15 protein-coding genes are annotated in these 14,878 nt (G+C 27.6%); 13 read left to right on the top strand and 2 right to left on the bottom strand.

What is annotated here, in order from left to right; translation table 11 throughout:
• Positions 1–8: 8 nt before the first annotated feature.
• The 7 genes from TVTCOM_RS14610 to TVTCOM_RS14580 all read left to right on the top strand — a co-directional run bounded on the left by TVTCOM_RS14610 (position 9) and on the right by TVTCOM_RS14580 (position 6,847).
• Positions 9–500 carry a TraR/DksA C4-type zinc finger protein gene (locus TVTCOM_RS14610; RefSeq protein ID WP_434797003.1) on the top strand — a complete coding sequence of 164 codons (492 nt, stop codon included), beginning with the start codon at positions 9–11 and terminating at the stop codon, positions 498–500.
• A gap of 22 nt (positions 501–522) precedes the next feature.
• Positions 523–1,299 (top strand): polysaccharide deacetylase family protein, encoded by a 777-nt coding sequence (locus TVTCOM_RS14605; RefSeq protein ID WP_434797002.1) that lies wholly within the window; start codon positions 523–525, stop codon positions 1,297–1,299.
• A gap of 100 nt (positions 1,300–1,399) precedes the next feature.
• Positions 1,400–1,852 carry a signal peptidase II gene (gene lspA / locus TVTCOM_RS14600; RefSeq protein WP_434797001.1) on the top strand — a complete coding sequence of 151 codons (453 nt, stop codon included), beginning with the start codon at positions 1,400–1,402 and terminating at the stop codon, positions 1,850–1,852.
• A complete protein-coding gene (locus tag TVTCOM_RS14595) occupies positions 1,852–2,763 on the top strand; it encodes an RluA family pseudouridine synthase (protein ID WP_434797000.1) in 912 nt (303 codons plus the stop codon). The genes lspA and TVTCOM_RS14595 overlap by 1 nt, the downstream gene beginning before the upstream one ends.
• Positions 2,764–3,006: 243 nt before the next feature.
• The gene (pyrR, locus tag TVTCOM_RS14590) at positions 3,007–3,537 is read left to right on the top strand and encodes a bifunctional pyr operon transcriptional regulator/uracil phosphoribosyltransferase PyrR (protein ID WP_434796999.1); all 531 of its coding nucleotides are present in this window, start codon (positions 3,007–3,009) and stop codon (positions 3,535–3,537) included.
• Positions 3,538–3,574: 37 nt separating this feature from the next.
• Positions 3,575–4,819, top strand: a complete 1,245-nt coding sequence (locus TVTCOM_RS14585) for a uracil-xanthine permease family protein (protein WP_434796998.1) — start codon at positions 3,575–3,577, stop codon at positions 4,817–4,819.
• A 105-nt stretch (positions 4,820–4,924) separates the two neighbouring features.
• On the top strand, positions 4,925–6,847 hold the full coding sequence (locus TVTCOM_RS14580) for an AAA family ATPase (protein WP_434796997.1): 1,923 nt from the start codon (positions 4,925–4,927) through the stop codon (positions 6,845–6,847).
• Between the two features lie 434 nt (positions 6,848–7,281).
• Here the strand turns inward: TVTCOM_RS14580 and TVTCOM_RS14575 are convergent, their stop codons facing one another.
• Together TVTCOM_RS14575 and TVTCOM_RS14570 are read right to left on the bottom strand one after the other, a co-directional pair.
• Positions 7,282–8,514 carry an IS256 family transposase gene (locus tag TVTCOM_RS14575; RefSeq protein ID WP_434796184.1) on the bottom strand — a complete coding sequence of 411 codons (1,233 nt, stop codon included), beginning with the start codon at positions 8,512–8,514 and terminating at the stop codon, positions 7,282–7,284.
• A gap of 149 nt (positions 8,515–8,663) precedes the next feature.
• A complete protein-coding gene (locus TVTCOM_RS14570) occupies positions 8,664–10,427 on the bottom strand; it encodes an Rqc2 family fibronectin-binding protein (protein WP_434796996.1) in 1,764 nt (587 codons plus the stop codon).
• 140 nt (positions 10,428–10,567) lie between these two features.
• Here TVTCOM_RS14570 and TVTCOM_RS14565 point away from each other — a divergent pair, with 140 nt between their 5' ends.
• From TVTCOM_RS14565 to coaBC, 6 genes are all read left to right on the top strand, one after another.
• The gene (locus TVTCOM_RS14565; protein WP_434796995.1) at positions 10,568–10,834 is read left to right on the top strand and encodes a TfoX/Sxy family protein; all 267 of its coding nucleotides are present in this window, start codon (positions 10,568–10,570) and stop codon (positions 10,832–10,834) included.
• 103 nt (positions 10,835–10,937) lie between these two features.
• Positions 10,938–11,771, top strand: coding sequence for a diaminopimelate epimerase (gene dapF, locus TVTCOM_RS14560; protein WP_434796994.1), 834 nt, complete (start codon positions 10,938–10,940; stop codon positions 11,769–11,771).
• Positions 11,772–11,777: 6 nt separating this feature from the next.
• Positions 11,778–12,659 carry a YicC/YloC family endoribonuclease gene (locus TVTCOM_RS14555; protein WP_434796993.1) on the top strand — a complete coding sequence of 294 codons (882 nt, stop codon included), beginning with the start codon at positions 11,778–11,780 and terminating at the stop codon, positions 12,657–12,659.
• Positions 12,660–12,726: 67 nt separating this feature from the next.
• Positions 12,727–13,353: a guanylate kinase gene (gmk, locus tag TVTCOM_RS14550; RefSeq protein WP_434796992.1), complete on the top strand. Its 627-nt coding sequence runs from the start codon at positions 12,727–12,729 to the stop codon at positions 13,351–13,353.
• Between the two features lies 1 nt (position 13,354).
• Positions 13,355–13,615: a DNA-directed RNA polymerase subunit omega gene (rpoZ, locus tag TVTCOM_RS14545; protein WP_434796991.1), complete on the top strand. Its 261-nt coding sequence runs from the start codon at positions 13,355–13,357 to the stop codon at positions 13,613–13,615.
• Between the two features lie 3 nt (positions 13,616–13,618).
• Positions 13,619–14,821: a bifunctional phosphopantothenoylcysteine decarboxylase/phosphopantothenate--cysteine ligase CoaBC gene (gene coaBC, locus TVTCOM_RS14540; protein WP_434796990.1), complete on the top strand. Its 1,203-nt coding sequence runs from the start codon at positions 13,619–13,621 to the stop codon at positions 14,819–14,821.
• Positions 14,822–14,878 lie beyond the last annotated feature (57 nt).

The raw sequence follows: 14,878 nt of genomic DNA, 5'->3' as shown, positions 1-14,878 counted from the left end.
GTGATATTATGGACTATAGAAAAAAACTAGAAAATGAAAAAGCGCAAGTAAATAAGACCATAAAAGAAATGGAAGACAATACACTATTTGGTGATATAAGTAAGCATACTAGTGAAAAATATAGTAGTGGAGAATTATCTAGTGTAGATAATCATATAGGAGATATAGGTACAGATGTATATATGCATGATATGGAAAATAGTTTAATAAATCATGAAAAATATGTTTTAAATGAAATAAACGAAGCCTTAGACAAGCTTTCTGATGGTAGCTATGGTATTTGTACAAATTGTCATAACAAAATAGAAAAAGAAAGATTAGATATAATACCAGAAACTACTCTTTGTTCTTCTTGTGCAAAAGAAATTATTACTCCACCAGATGTAAGTGAAAGTATGGATAAAAATCCTCTTAATTCATATAACGATATGTATTATAGTGAGTATATTAAAGATTTAACGGATTTAAATAAAAATGATTTAGATGGACAAACTGAATAAAGACAAGTAAGGAGTGCTTCACATGAGAAAGACTATTTATGCATTAATTTTAGGTGTAATAGTTCTAATAGGTATAAGTATTAAAAATATATCTAATATAGATATGGAAACAGGAATATTTAAAAAAACATCAAAATTTGATTATGAAGATTTAATAATTAAATATGGAAATATAGATGAGAAACTTATTGCATTAACATTTGATGATGGTCCTGATGAAGACTTCACACCACAAATATTAGATATTTTGAAAAAATACAATGTGAAGGCAACATTTTATGTTATAGGAGAAAAAGTTCAATACAATAAAAAAATAATAAAAAGAGAATATGAAGAAGGTCATGAAATAGGAAATCATACTTATACACATATAAATGTATCAAAAAATGGATACAACAAAATTAAAAAAGAAATTGGAGATACTCAAAGTGCAGTAAAGTCCGTGACAGGAGTATATCCAAAAACTTTTAGACCACCATATAGAGCCATAAGCAAAGATATGTGTGAGATAATAAAAGAAAAAGATATGAACATAGTACTTTGGTCTTATGTAGATGCTAGAGATTGGCAAAGTCCAGGTGTGAGTTCTATTGTGAAATCTATAGAAACTGGAATACAAAATGGGTGTATAATATTATTACACGACTATAATAAAGTAAGAAATTCTAAGTCTCAAACCATAGATGCTTTAGATATAATAATTCCAGATTTATTGGAAAAAGGATATAAGTTTGTTACAATTTCAGAGTTAATAGAACATTTAGAAAAAAATACAAACAATGAAAAAATTACAAATTAAATAGCATATAAATAGAAAAAGTATCTTTTAGAAATTTGTTTCTTTAAAGATGCTTTTTTTGTATAATAATAAGATGAGACTTGTTTAGGAGGATTTGAAAATGTATGAACTTATTGTAGCTATATTAATTGGACTAGATCAAATGATAAAGTATTGGGCATTAAATTATTTAAAAGGAGTAGAAAGTATTCCTGTTATAAATAATATTTTTAATTTAACTTATGTGGAAAATAGGGGAGCAGCCTTTGGTATGCTACAAAATAATCAAACTATTTTTATAGTAGTTGCAGCAATTGCTTTTTGCTATGGTCTTTATTATTTACATACTAAAAAAGTGAATAATATTGGAAAAATAGGTATACTACTAGTAATATCAGGTGCCGTAGGAAATTTAATTGATAGAGTTAGACTAGGATTTGTAATTGATTATTTAGATTTTCATATAGTATGGAATTATGTATTTAATTTAGCAGATTGTTTTGTAGTAGTAGGAACAATATTACTATGTATATATATAATTATAAGTGAAGAAGATGAGAAGCAGGTGAAATAATGGATGAAATAAGAGAATTCTTAGTTCTTGAAGAAGAAGAAGGAGAAAGGCTAGACGTATATTTATCAGGTCAACTAGGAGATATGTCTAGAAGTTATATACAAAAAATTATTAAAGATAAAAAAGTTAAAGTTAATGATAAGATAGAAAAAGCAAAATACTTAGTTAAAGAAGAAGATAAAATAGTAATTGAAATTCCAGCTCCAAAATTATTGGAAGTTACTCCTCAAAATATTCCCCTAGATATAGTATACGAAGATGATGATTTATTAATAGTAAATAAACCACAAAATATGGTAGTTCATCCTGCGCCAGGCAACTATGAGAATACTTTAGTAAATGCAATTTTATATCACTGTAAAGATAATTTATCATCTATAAATGGTGTAATTAGACCAGGTATAGTCCATAGAATTGATAAAGATACTTCTGGGCTTTTGATGATTGCAAAAAATAATAATGCACATAACTCATTAGCTAATCAATTGAAAGATCATTCCATAACGAGGGAGTATGAATTTATTTGTCATGGTATATTTAAAGAAGATAAAATAACTGTGGACAAGCCTTTAGGAAGAAATCCAAAGGATAGATTAAAGATGGCTATAGTTAAAGATGGTAAAAGAGCGGTGACTCATTTTGAAGTGATTGAAAGATTTGAAAATTATACTTTGGTAAAGGCTACACTGGAAACAGGAAGAACTCACCAGATTAGAGTTCATGCAGCATCTTTAAATCACCCACTTTTAGGGGACCTTGTATATGGTCCTAAAAATAATAAATTAAAAGTTGAAGGGCAAACTCTTCATGCTAAGAAATTAGGATTTATTCATCCTAGTAAAAATGAATACGTAGAATTTAATTCAGAGTTACCAGCATATTTCCAAAAAATACTTAATAGAATAAAGTAATGGAAAATGCAAAATATACTTGAAAAAAACTTATTAATTATATATAATAAAGATAGTAATTAAATACCTTTAAAATGATACAGAGAGATCATAAGGCATGTAACAATAGAATTTTTTTGATGTGGGAAAAATACTAACTTCTTGTCTTAAGATAAGAAGTTTTTTTTGTACAATAATATTTCTTTGGGATTTACATGGTATTTAATAAAATTATTTAAATACAAAAATTTTAGGAGGATTCTTATGCAAAAGGCAAAAATAATGGACGAAAAAGCAATAGGAAGAGCAATAACAAGAATAAGTCATGAAATTATTGAAAGAAACAAAGGAATAGAAAATGTAGTGCTTATAGGAATTAAGACTAGAGGAGTTCCAGTTGCAAGTAGAATAGCAGATAAAATTGAAACTATAGAAGGTCAAAGAATAGAAACAGGTGAAATGGATATAACCCTTTATAGAGATGACTTAAGTAAAAAACAAATTGATCCAGTTGTTAACTCAACAAAAATAGATTTTGATATTACAGATAAAATAGTAGTACTAGTTGATGATGTATTATATACAGGAAGAACAGTAAGATCAGCTTTAAATGCACTCATGGATTTGGGAAGACCTAAAACTATACAATTGGCAGTTTTAGTAGATAGAGGTCACAGAGAGCTACCTATTAGAGCAGATTATGTAGGTAAAAATGTGCCAACATCAAGAACGGAAATAATATCAGTTAAATTAACTGAATGCGATGCAGAAGATTCAGTTAGCATAGAAGAATAAGTCAACTATACAATTAAAAATCCTAGGGGGAAAATAAATGAAAAAAGCCATTTTATCAATACAACATTTGTTAGCAATGTTTGGAGCTACCGTATTAGTTCCATTACTTACTGGATTTGATCCATCAGTAGCAATATTTTGTGCAGGAGTTGGAACACTATTATTCCATAAGTGTACAGATTTTAAAGTACCAGTATTTTTAGGATCAAGTTTTGCTTTTATATCAGTAATAAATCAAGTTGCAGAGACTTTTAATGGAGACTTGTCTTATGCTCAAGGTGGTATAATAGTCGCAGGTCTTATATATGTAATTATGTCAATAATAGTAAGATTTGTGGGACCGGAAAAAGTTAAAAAATTCTTCCCGCCACAGGTTACAGGAGCTATGATAATAGTAATAGGTTTAAATTTAATACCAACAGCTATAGATATGGCAATGAATAACTTGCTAGTTGCACTTATAACTTTAGGAGTGGCAGTAGGTATTAATCAATTTGTTAAGGGAAGCATTAGACAATTTAGTGTGATAATAGCAATATTTGTTGGTATAGTAGTAAGTAAATTTATAGGAATAACAGATTTTAGCGCAGTAAGTCAGGCTAGTTATTTTGCAATGCCAAACTTCAGCGCACCAAAGTTTTCACTTGAAGCTATAATAATTATAGCACCAGTAGTTTTAGCAGTATTTATGGAACATGTTGGAGACATAACTACTAATGGAGCAGTTGTTGGTAAGAACTTCTTAGAAAATCCAGGACTTCATAAAACTTTACTAGGAGATGGTATAGCAACTTTATTTGCAGGATTTATGGGTGGCCCAGCTAACACAACTTATGGAGAAAATACAGCATTACTTGCTATAACTAAAAACTATGATCCTAAACTATTAAGACTTACTGCAGTGTTCGCTATCGTAATATCTTGTGTAGGTAAGTTTGGAGCATTGTTACAATCAATACCAACAGCAGTTATGGGAGGAATTAGTATTTACTTATTTTCAATGATTACTTTCATAGGAATAAAAACTATAAGAGATAGCAAATGTTATAAGGAAAATGGAAATCTTTCAGTAATGTTAATAATATTAGTTATTGGTCTTACTACTTGTTATGTAAAACACTTTACAGGAGTAGAAATAGGTATACCAATAGCTAGCAATGCAAAACTAACAGGACTTAGTTTAGCTGCTTTAGTAGGTATAATTGTTAACATATTAATAAATTATAATGACTTTAAAAAAGAAGAGAGCAGTCCTATTGGAGAGTTTGCTAGTATGAAATAAAAAATTTTAATATTAAATCACAAATTATGTCTATATATAATTTGTGATTTTTTTTATACTTATATTAATATAATTTATAGAAGATTAAATTGGGGCGTGAATTTTATGAGGATATCAAGCGTAATAATAAATAATTACAAATCAATAGGAACACAAAAAAATACATTATTGTTAGAAGATGATGTTACAGCGTTAATAGGTAAAAATGATAGTGGCAAAAGTAATGTGCTTGAAATCCTAGGAGCAATTTCTTTTAGTCACTATATATTAGATGATTTTTATAAATTCAACAATGGTTCTTTAGATGAAGAGTTATCTTTAGTTGTAGAGCTTAAATTTACTAAAAATGAAATAGAACTATTAAAAGAATATAAGGATATTAAAGATGATGTTACTTATTTTTATTTTTCAAAGCATAAAGAAATTGAGTTTAAAGGAGGATATTCAAGATTATTTAATGAAGATATAGAACTGATTAGATCAATCAATTATTTAAAAAATGAGCTAATTTTGTATTTACAGGAAAATTATTATGATAGTATGGACAGTGAATTTTTTGTTGAAGTAGCTAAATATATCAATCTTATGGAAAATGTTGATAATACCATTTGGATTAAGTATAAAAAGACACTTAATAAGTTATTATATATTCTCAATTCTTATGGGAGAGACTACATTTGTGTTAGTGAAGATGATGACTTTGCTGACAATATACAGATGGATACTAAGCCTAATATAATTTATGACGAAAAAAGATACACTCTTATAAGGCATTTAGAAATTGTTAAAAGCAAAATAAGAAAAAAATATTCACTTTTACCCATACTTTATCACAGAAAAAATGAAGAAGAATTACAAAATGAGTATCAATTAGAAGAAGTAAAAAAACAAATAAAAGATAGAAGAGGAACGTTATATAAATTTTTATTAGCAAGTGAAATAAATTCACAGGAATTTTTACTTGCAATGGAAAATGATGATGAAAATCAGTTGGAACTTTTTAGAAATAAAATAAAAGAAAAGGTTAAGTACAATATACAAAAAAGATTCAATGAATTTTATTGTGAAGAAAACGTGCAAATTAAAATATCTTTCAAAAATGATTTTATAAAAATTCTTGTGAAGACAAATGAAAATACAACAAATATTAACGAAAGAAGTAATGGTCTTAGATGGTATTTAAATTTATTTATAGATATATTAGCCAATGATATAAAAGATACAAATGTAATTTACTTATTAGATGAACCAGGAGTATATCTTCATGTGAATGCTCAAAGAGAGTTGCTTAGATTATTTTATGACTTATGTAAAAATGATAATCAAGTAGTTTATTCTACTCATTCTCCTTACATGATAGATTCAAATAATATTATAAATATAAGGGCAATAGAAAAAGATGAAAAAGGCAATACGAATGTTTATAATACAGCTTATGATACTAAATTAAATAGCGTATCAAAAAGAGAAACATTAAGTCCTTTAGTTCAAGCTATAGGTGCAGATTTAAGGTTTAATATTGGGCCACAAGGAGAGAAACTAAATATTGTAACAGAAGGCATAACTGACTATATGTATTATACAGCTATGTTATATTATTTTAATGTACCAGAGGAAAAAATGCCCTATATTATTCCAGCTGTTGGAGCAGGAAATGTAAATGTAATTGTATCTATACTAATTGGTTGGGGATGCGATTTCAAGGTAATATTAGACTATGACAAGGCTGGATTTGTAGAGTGCGACAAGTTAATAGAAAACTTAAATTTAAAAATAAATAAAGATATATTCTTTGTAAATTGTAATGATACCTATGATAATAAAGATAAGGATATTTATAAATATGCAGAGTTTGTGGAAACTCTTATAAGCGAAGAGGATAAGAATAAATTTAATATAAGTTATATTGATAATAAAACTATGGCTGCCAAAGAATTTTATGATAAAGTAAAATGTAAATCAGTAAACTTAAGTGATAAGACAGTAAATAATTTTAGAAAATTATTTGAAATAATGGGAGTTATATAATCTAATAATAAAAGAGATTTAGAGAATATAAAATGTACCATATAGGGTAGGCAATTAATAAAAAAGTCTATTCTATATGGTATAGTTTGTTCCTTTAGAAAAGTAAATCCATATAGACGTATTATGAAAGCTACAAAAGAACATAGTATTACTTCTAATTTGGTAAATAGAAAATTTAAACAAGATGACCTCTGTGCAATACAGAAATCATCTTGCTTTTTAAAAATATCTTTTTTAAAATTATTATTTACAAAGGGGAGAATGTCTATAGATTTGTGTAAATAGACTTATTTATTAATTGATATTACTGGAAATTACTTATTCCAGTAATATTTTTTTATTTGATTGGAATACTAATAATGGTATTTTATACATTTTTATTATGTGTCTAATTTAGGACAATATACACTAAATTTACCATTTTCAAAAAAATTTTAGATTGTATATTTTTTAGGAATTCTATCTTCAAATCTAATTGTTAGCTGCGCTAAAGTGGTAGCCCAATTTTGATTTGGAGATGTCCATTTTTCTATGATTTTCATAGTAGAAAGATACAGAGATTTTCTTAGTGACTCATCTGTAGGAAATACAGTTCTAACCTTTGTATATTTTCTTAGCTGTCTATTAAAACCTTCTAGTGAGTTTGTAGTATATATGATTCTTCTAATATCTTCAGAAAAATCGAAAAACGTTGCTAAATTAGGCCAATTATTATACCAAGAATCTATTACAACTGAATACTTGTTATACCATTTATCTTTTAAAATATCTAAATTTGCAAGCGCAGTTTCTTCATTGAATGCTCTATACACATTCTTTAAATCTTTCATAAATTCCTTTTGATCTTTTGATGCTATATATTTTAATGAATTTCTAATTTGATGTACTATGCAAGTTTGTATATTCACATCTGGATATACAGTTTTTATTGCTTCTGGAAGGCCTTTTAAACCATCCATGCAAGCTATTAATATATCATTTAAACCTCTATTTTTTAAATCATTACATACTGATAGCCAGAACTTTGCCCCTTCAGATTCACCTATCCAAATACCTAATATATCTTTTTTTCCTTTCATATCTAAGGCCATACAAATGTATGCAGCTTTAGATACTATTTTATTATCATCTCTTACTTTAAAATGCATAGCATCCATATATACTATAGGATAAATTTCATCAAGTGTTCTACTTTGCCATTCGGCGGCAGCCTCAACAACCTTATCTGTTATCTTAGAAATCATTGAAGGTGATACATCTATACCATATAGCTCTTCCATTTCAGATTGAATATCTCTCACACTCATTCCACAAGCATAAAGACCTATTATCTTTTTATCTAATTCATTACATACTGTTTCATATTTCTTAACAACCTTCGGTTCAAATTCTGATTTTCTATCTCTTGGAACATCTAATCCAATATCACCAAAACTACTACTTATTGTCTTTGAACTATATCCATTTCGATAATTTGTATCATTATTATCAGATCTTTCATATTTCTCTCTACCTAGATGTTCTTCCATTTCAGCCTCTAAAAGTTGTTGCATTACATCCTTGAATAGTTTTTGCATCAATCCATTTTTTCCAACGATGTCTTCCATTGTCTTACATTTTTTCACCTCTGCTTGATAATCAATATCTGGAATAATTATATCTTTCATTTTACAAACCTCCATAAATTTTAATATGAATATTATTCCAAACTTACCAATTTTAAATACTAAAAAAGTGTAGGTAAGTTTGTTTTTACACAAACCTATCTACACTCCCACAAAGGGTGCTTTTTAAAGACTTATTACCTTTTTAATATTTATTTCTTTAATTTTACTATCATTTCCTCCGTTGGAGTAACGTAAATAGTGCTATTAGTTTCATAAATAACCATACCAGGTTTTGATCCACTAGGTTTTTTTACATGTTTTTTCATGGTGTAATCCACAGGAACTTGAGAAGACATTCTACCTTTACTATAGAAAGCTGCAAGCATGGCAGCTTCATATAATGTTTCATCAGGTATTTCTTTTCCTGCACATTTAATAATAACATGAGAGCCAGGTATATTTTTAGTATGCATCCAAATATCTTCTGGATCTGCAATTCTTAATGTTAAATAATCATTTTGTTTATTATTTTTTCCAACTAAAATTGTAAATCCATCAGAAGAGGTAAACTGATTAGGTTTTGTTGTAAGATCTATATCTTTTTTTGCTTTGTATCTATAAGGAGCTTTAGCATATCCGAATCTAATTAGTTCATCTTTAATATCTGCTAATTCTTCTAAATTTTCGCAGTTTTCAATACCAAGTATTATATTTTCTAAATACTCAATTTCTTCATTACAAATAGTAATTTGAGAAGTTAATTCAACTTTTGCTGTTTTTAATTTGCTGTACTTTTTAAAATATTTTTGAGCATTTTCAGAAGGTGTTAAATTTTTATTTAATGGTATTGTAATATTTGAATAATTTTCGTCATAGAAGTTTGCTACATCTACACTTTCCATACCTTTTTCTATCATGTATATATATGAAGTAAGTAGCTCACCTTTAATTTTAAACTCGTTAGCATTATCTGCATCTCTTAATTCTTTTTCTATTTTCTTTTGTTTATTATAAAGTCTATCTAATTTAATAGAAATACTTTTTCTCAAATCAGAAGTCTTTTGATGAACTCTATCCTTAAAATCTTTCGTTTTGTAGTAATCTTCAATAATTTGGGATATAGAATCATTTTTTATGAATTTACTTCCTATTAAGAAGCTAAGATCTATACAACTAAAATCAATTACTTTATCTATATTTTCATCTATAGCAATGCAAGGATCATAGTTGTCGTTTTTAATTTTAGTAAATAAATCAGAAAAAACTTTATATAAGACAGATAAATCATCACGAGTTTTATCTTCTGCCTTGTCATTAGGGTTTAAATTAGATCTGTGACAAATTTCTTTAGCTACAGATGGACTTATTCCTAAAAATTTAGTGTAGATACCCTTGTATATAGGACCATCGAATTCTCTTAAAGTATTGATGAAACTTTTTATAGATGCGCCTTTTATAGGGTTAATTTTATCTTGCGTTGGTGGAAGTTCATAAGTCATATTAGGAAGCAACTGACGAACTCTACTTATACTAGGAGGAATTCTTTTTATAGAATCTATTATTTTATTGTTTTGAGTTAAAATTATATTACTATGTCTTCCCATTATTTCAATATATATATCTTTTGTTGTTTTTTCCTTTAATTCATCGAAAGATTCAACGCTGATTTTTATTATTCTTTCAAAATCAACTTGAGAAATTTCTGTAACTATACCACCTTGTATGTATTTTCTAAATAACATGCAAAACATTGGTGCTTTAATTGGATTTTCTTTTTTATAATCATTGGCTATATAAACTCTAGGATTTGATGCACTAGAACTTAATACTAATTTAAAGTTTTCTTTATTGTTTCGTATATATAAGATCAATTCATCACTTTCTGGTTGATGAACTTTATCAATTTTACCACCTACAAGCTTTGTGCTAAGCTCATAAGCCAAGCTATGAATAACTAAACCATCTAATGCCATAATACTCTCCTTTCAAACATAAGTAATAAACTTATTATTACATATTATAACCAAGATGTGAATAGTGGGAACATAAAGTTTTGCATAAATATGAAAATATAATAAAATTATAACTAAGAAGAAATATTGGAGGTGAGAAAATGGGAGACTTAAGTAAACTATCTAATATAGGAAAGGTATTAGAAAAACAGTTAAATGAAGTTGGAATATATAGTATTGAAGAATTAAAAAAAATAGGAAGTAAAAAGGCTTGGATAAAAATTAAGAATATAGATGAAAGTGCTTGCTTAAATCGACTTTGCGCTTTAGAAGGTGCTATAAGCAATATTAGATGGCGTGACTTAGATGAAAGTATTAAGAATGACTTGAAAGAATTTAAGAAAAATTATGATAAAAACAAATTATAGATATTATTACATAATGAAATGATAGAACTCTTCATATTTATTTTTTCAAAAAAATATTGTATAATATGAAGTTAGAACTGTTTGTACAAAAGGGGAGATATAAATGAAATTTTGGAAGTTACAAGGTATAGGTAATGACTTCATAGCAATTGATGGTAGAAATGACAATATAGAAAATGATAATTACGGTGAATTAGCAAAAAAAGTTTGCCATAGAAGATTTTCAGTTGGTGCTGATGGTCTATTAGTTGTAAAAAATAGTAATGTGGCAGATGTGGAAATGGTATACTATAATTCTGATGGAAGTCGTGCATTTATGTGTGGTAATGGACTTAGATGTTTTGTTAAGTTTGTTTATGACAATAATATAATTAGAAAAGAAGAATTTGATGTTTATACATTAGATGGAATAAAGAAGATAAAGATTAATCTTAAAGAAAATCAACTGGATACAATTACAGTTAATATGGGCAGTGGAAGTTTTAATTCTGATGATATACCTGTTAACACCCCAAAAGAAGTTTTTATAAATGAAAATATTCAAATTTTAGATAAAAAATTTGTTATTAGTTCTATATTTATGGGAGTTCCTCACACTGTTGTTTTTGTAGATAATATAAATATGGAAGATATACATAAATATGGCCCGTTAATAGAAAAACATGAAAATTTTGTACAAAATACTAATGTGAATTTTGTGAAAGTTATAGATGAATCAAACATATTAGTTAGAACATGGGAAAGAGGTTGTGGATATACATTAGGCTGTGGAACAGGAATGACAGCTTCAGTTATTATAAGTAATTATTTAAATAAAGTATGCAAAAATGTAAATGTTATTTCTGAAGGTGGAAGTCTAAAAATAGATTTGGTTGATGAGAAAGCTTATATGAGTGGAAGAGCAGAAAAAATATGCGAAGGAATTTTGGAGGTATAAAATAATATGGCTATAAGTATGACAGGTTTTGGTAGGGGAGAATTTAAAAATGATAATTATCATTTTTTAGTAGAATGTAAAACTATTAATCATAAATATTGTGATATAAATGTTCGTCTACCTAGAAAGATATCTTTTTTAGAAGATAAAATAAGAAATTACGTTAAAAATTTTGTTAAGAGAGGAAGGGTGGATTTATATATAAAGCTTGACTTAATCGGTTCTGAGGATGTAAACTTAAAGTTCGATGATAAGCTGGCCACTCAATATGTAAATATTTTAAAAGAAATAAAAGAAAAATTTGATTTACAAGACGACATTAGTGTTATGAGTGTGGCAAAGTTTCCTGATATAGTAAAATGTGAGGAAAAAGAAGAAGATGAAGATTTATACTGGAGCATGTTAAAAGAAGCACTTGATATTACATTAGAAAAACTTGGACAAATGAGAAAAGAAGAGGGTAAAAAACTTGCAGAAGATACATTAAAAAGATGTGATAGTCTAAGTGATTTAGTAGATCAAATAGAAAAATACTCGGATACTATTGTAGATGAATACAAAGAAAAGTTAAATACTAGAATTGGCGAAATATTAGAAAATCCAAGTATAATAGATGAAAATAGGTTGGCCCAAGAAGTTGCAATATTCGCAGATAAAAGCTCTATAACAGAAGAAATTGTTAGATTTAGAAGTCATATTGAACAACTTAAAAATACTGTAGTGAAAAATGATTCTATAGGTAGAAAAATTGACTTCTTAATTCAAGAAATGAATAGGGAGGTTAATACAACAGGTTCAAAGTCGTCTAATATAAATATAACTAATTTAGTAGTAGAAATTAAAAGTGAATTAGAAAAAATTAGAGAACAAATACAAAACATTGAATAGTAGTAAATGTGATAAATGCTAGTAAAATGTATAATACTAATAGATAAGTTGAAAGGATGAAATATTAATGGTTATAAACAAGAAAGGTCTTTTATTGGTTGTATCAGGGCCATCTGGTGCAGGTAAAGGCACAATTTGTAAAGTATTAATGAATAGAAATAAGGATTTAAAACTTTCTGTATCAGCAACAACTAGACAAGCAAGAGCTGGTGAAGTTGAGGGTGTAAACTACTTCTTCTTAACTCATGAAAAGTTCAATGATATGATAAGTAAAAATGAGTTTTTAGAATATGCTCAAACTTATAGTAATTTTTATGGAACTCCAAAGGGACCAGTTATGGAGTGTTTAGAAAAAGGACAAGATGTTGTTCTTGAAATAGAGATGCAGGGAGCTAGACAAGTAAAACAAATTTATCCAGATGCAATTTTAATATTTGTTTTACCACCAACTCTTAGCGAATTACAAAGTAGATTATCTTCTAGAGGAACAGAAACTGAGGAGCAAATGCAAGAAAGATTAAGCTGTGCTTTTGAAGAAATCAAACAAATTAAAGATTATAACTATTTTATTTTCAACGAAACTAATAGAGAAGTGGAAGCTGCAATAGAAATTGAAAATATTATAAGCGCTGAAAAAAATAAAGCTGCAAGATATGAAGATGAAATAATAAGAAAATTTAAGGAGGAATTATAAAATGAAACCATCTATAAATGAAGTATTATCAAAAATAGACAACAGATATTATTTAGTAGGTACAGTAGCAAAAAGGGCAAGAGAAATAGTTGATGGAAACGAGTCATACATTGATAGTAAAATAAACAAAGGAAAGCCAGTGATGCTTGCTACTGAAGAGATATCAGAAGGAAAAATAACTTATAGATTATTAACTGAAGAAGAAATAGAAATACAAGAAGCATTACATGCAGAAGAACAAAGTAAATTAATCGAGGAGTAAGTTATGTTAAAGAATAAAACTGTAGTAATTGGTGTTAGTGGTGGAATAGCCGCATACAAAGCATGCGATATTGTAAGTAGACTAAAAAAACTAAATGCAAATGTTCATGTAATTATGACTAAGGGTGCAACTGAATTTGTTACACCTCTAACTTTTCAATCATTAAGTCAAAATTATGTAGTAAGTGATATGTTTGAAGAACCAAAAACTTGGGATGTTGAACATATATCTTTAGCAAAAAAAGCTGATGTGTTTTTAATTGCACCAGCTACAGCCAATGTGATTGGAAAAGTAGCAAATGGTATATGTGATGATATGTTAACAACTACAGTTATGGCAACTACAGGAAAAGTACTTATAGCACCTGCTATGAATACTAATATGTACAAAAATCCCATTCTTCAAAGAAATATTAATACATTAAAAGAATTAGGTTATAATTTCGTTAAGCCAGAAAGTGGTAGACTTGCTTGTGGTGATGAAGGAGAAGGAAAACTTGCTTCTCCAGAAGTTATTGTTAATGAAGTTGTAGAATTACTTAATAATAAAAATAAGGATTTACAAGGCAAAAAAATAATGATAACTGCTGGACCTACAGTAGAAAGTATTGATCCAGTAAGATATATAACTAATAGATCTACAGGAAAAATGGGATATGCTATTGCAAAAATAGCAGCTGATAGAGGAGCAGATGTAACTTTGGTTAGTGGCCCAACAAATATAGAGCCACCATCTAACATAAAAAAACTAATAAAAACTCAATCTGCTGAGGATATGTATAATGCAATTATAGATAATTTCGATGAAAATCAAGTTATAATAAAAAGTGCAGCTGTTGCAGATTACAAACCTAAGACTTATAGTGATAAAAAAATAAAAAAAAGCAATGATGATTTAGTTATAGAATTAGATAGAAATAAGGATATTGCCTATGAACTAGGAAAAATTAAAAAAGATAAAATTTTAGTGGGATTTGCTGCTGAAACTAATGACCTTATTGAAAATGCTAAAGGTAAAGTTAATAAGAAAAACTTAGACTTTATTGTTGCCAATGATTTAACTGAAGAAGGTGCAGGTTTTGGTACCGATACAAATATAGTAAAAATAATTGACAACGAAGGCAACATAAATAAATATCCTCAAATGAAAAAGGATGAAGTTGCAAATATCATATTAGATAAAGTAAAATCATTATTAGAAAAGTAAGCATCTATTTATAGGTGCTTATATTTTTAAGTGACGGATTTATCGCTTATAATGATT

The sequence above is a fragment of the Terrisporobacter vanillatitrophus genome (assembly GCF_051148895.1).
GTDB lineage: Bacteria > Bacillota > Clostridia > Peptostreptococcales > Peptostreptococcaceae > Terrisporobacter > Terrisporobacter vanillatitrophus.
This window is presented reverse-complemented; position numbering and strand designations above follow the sequence as displayed.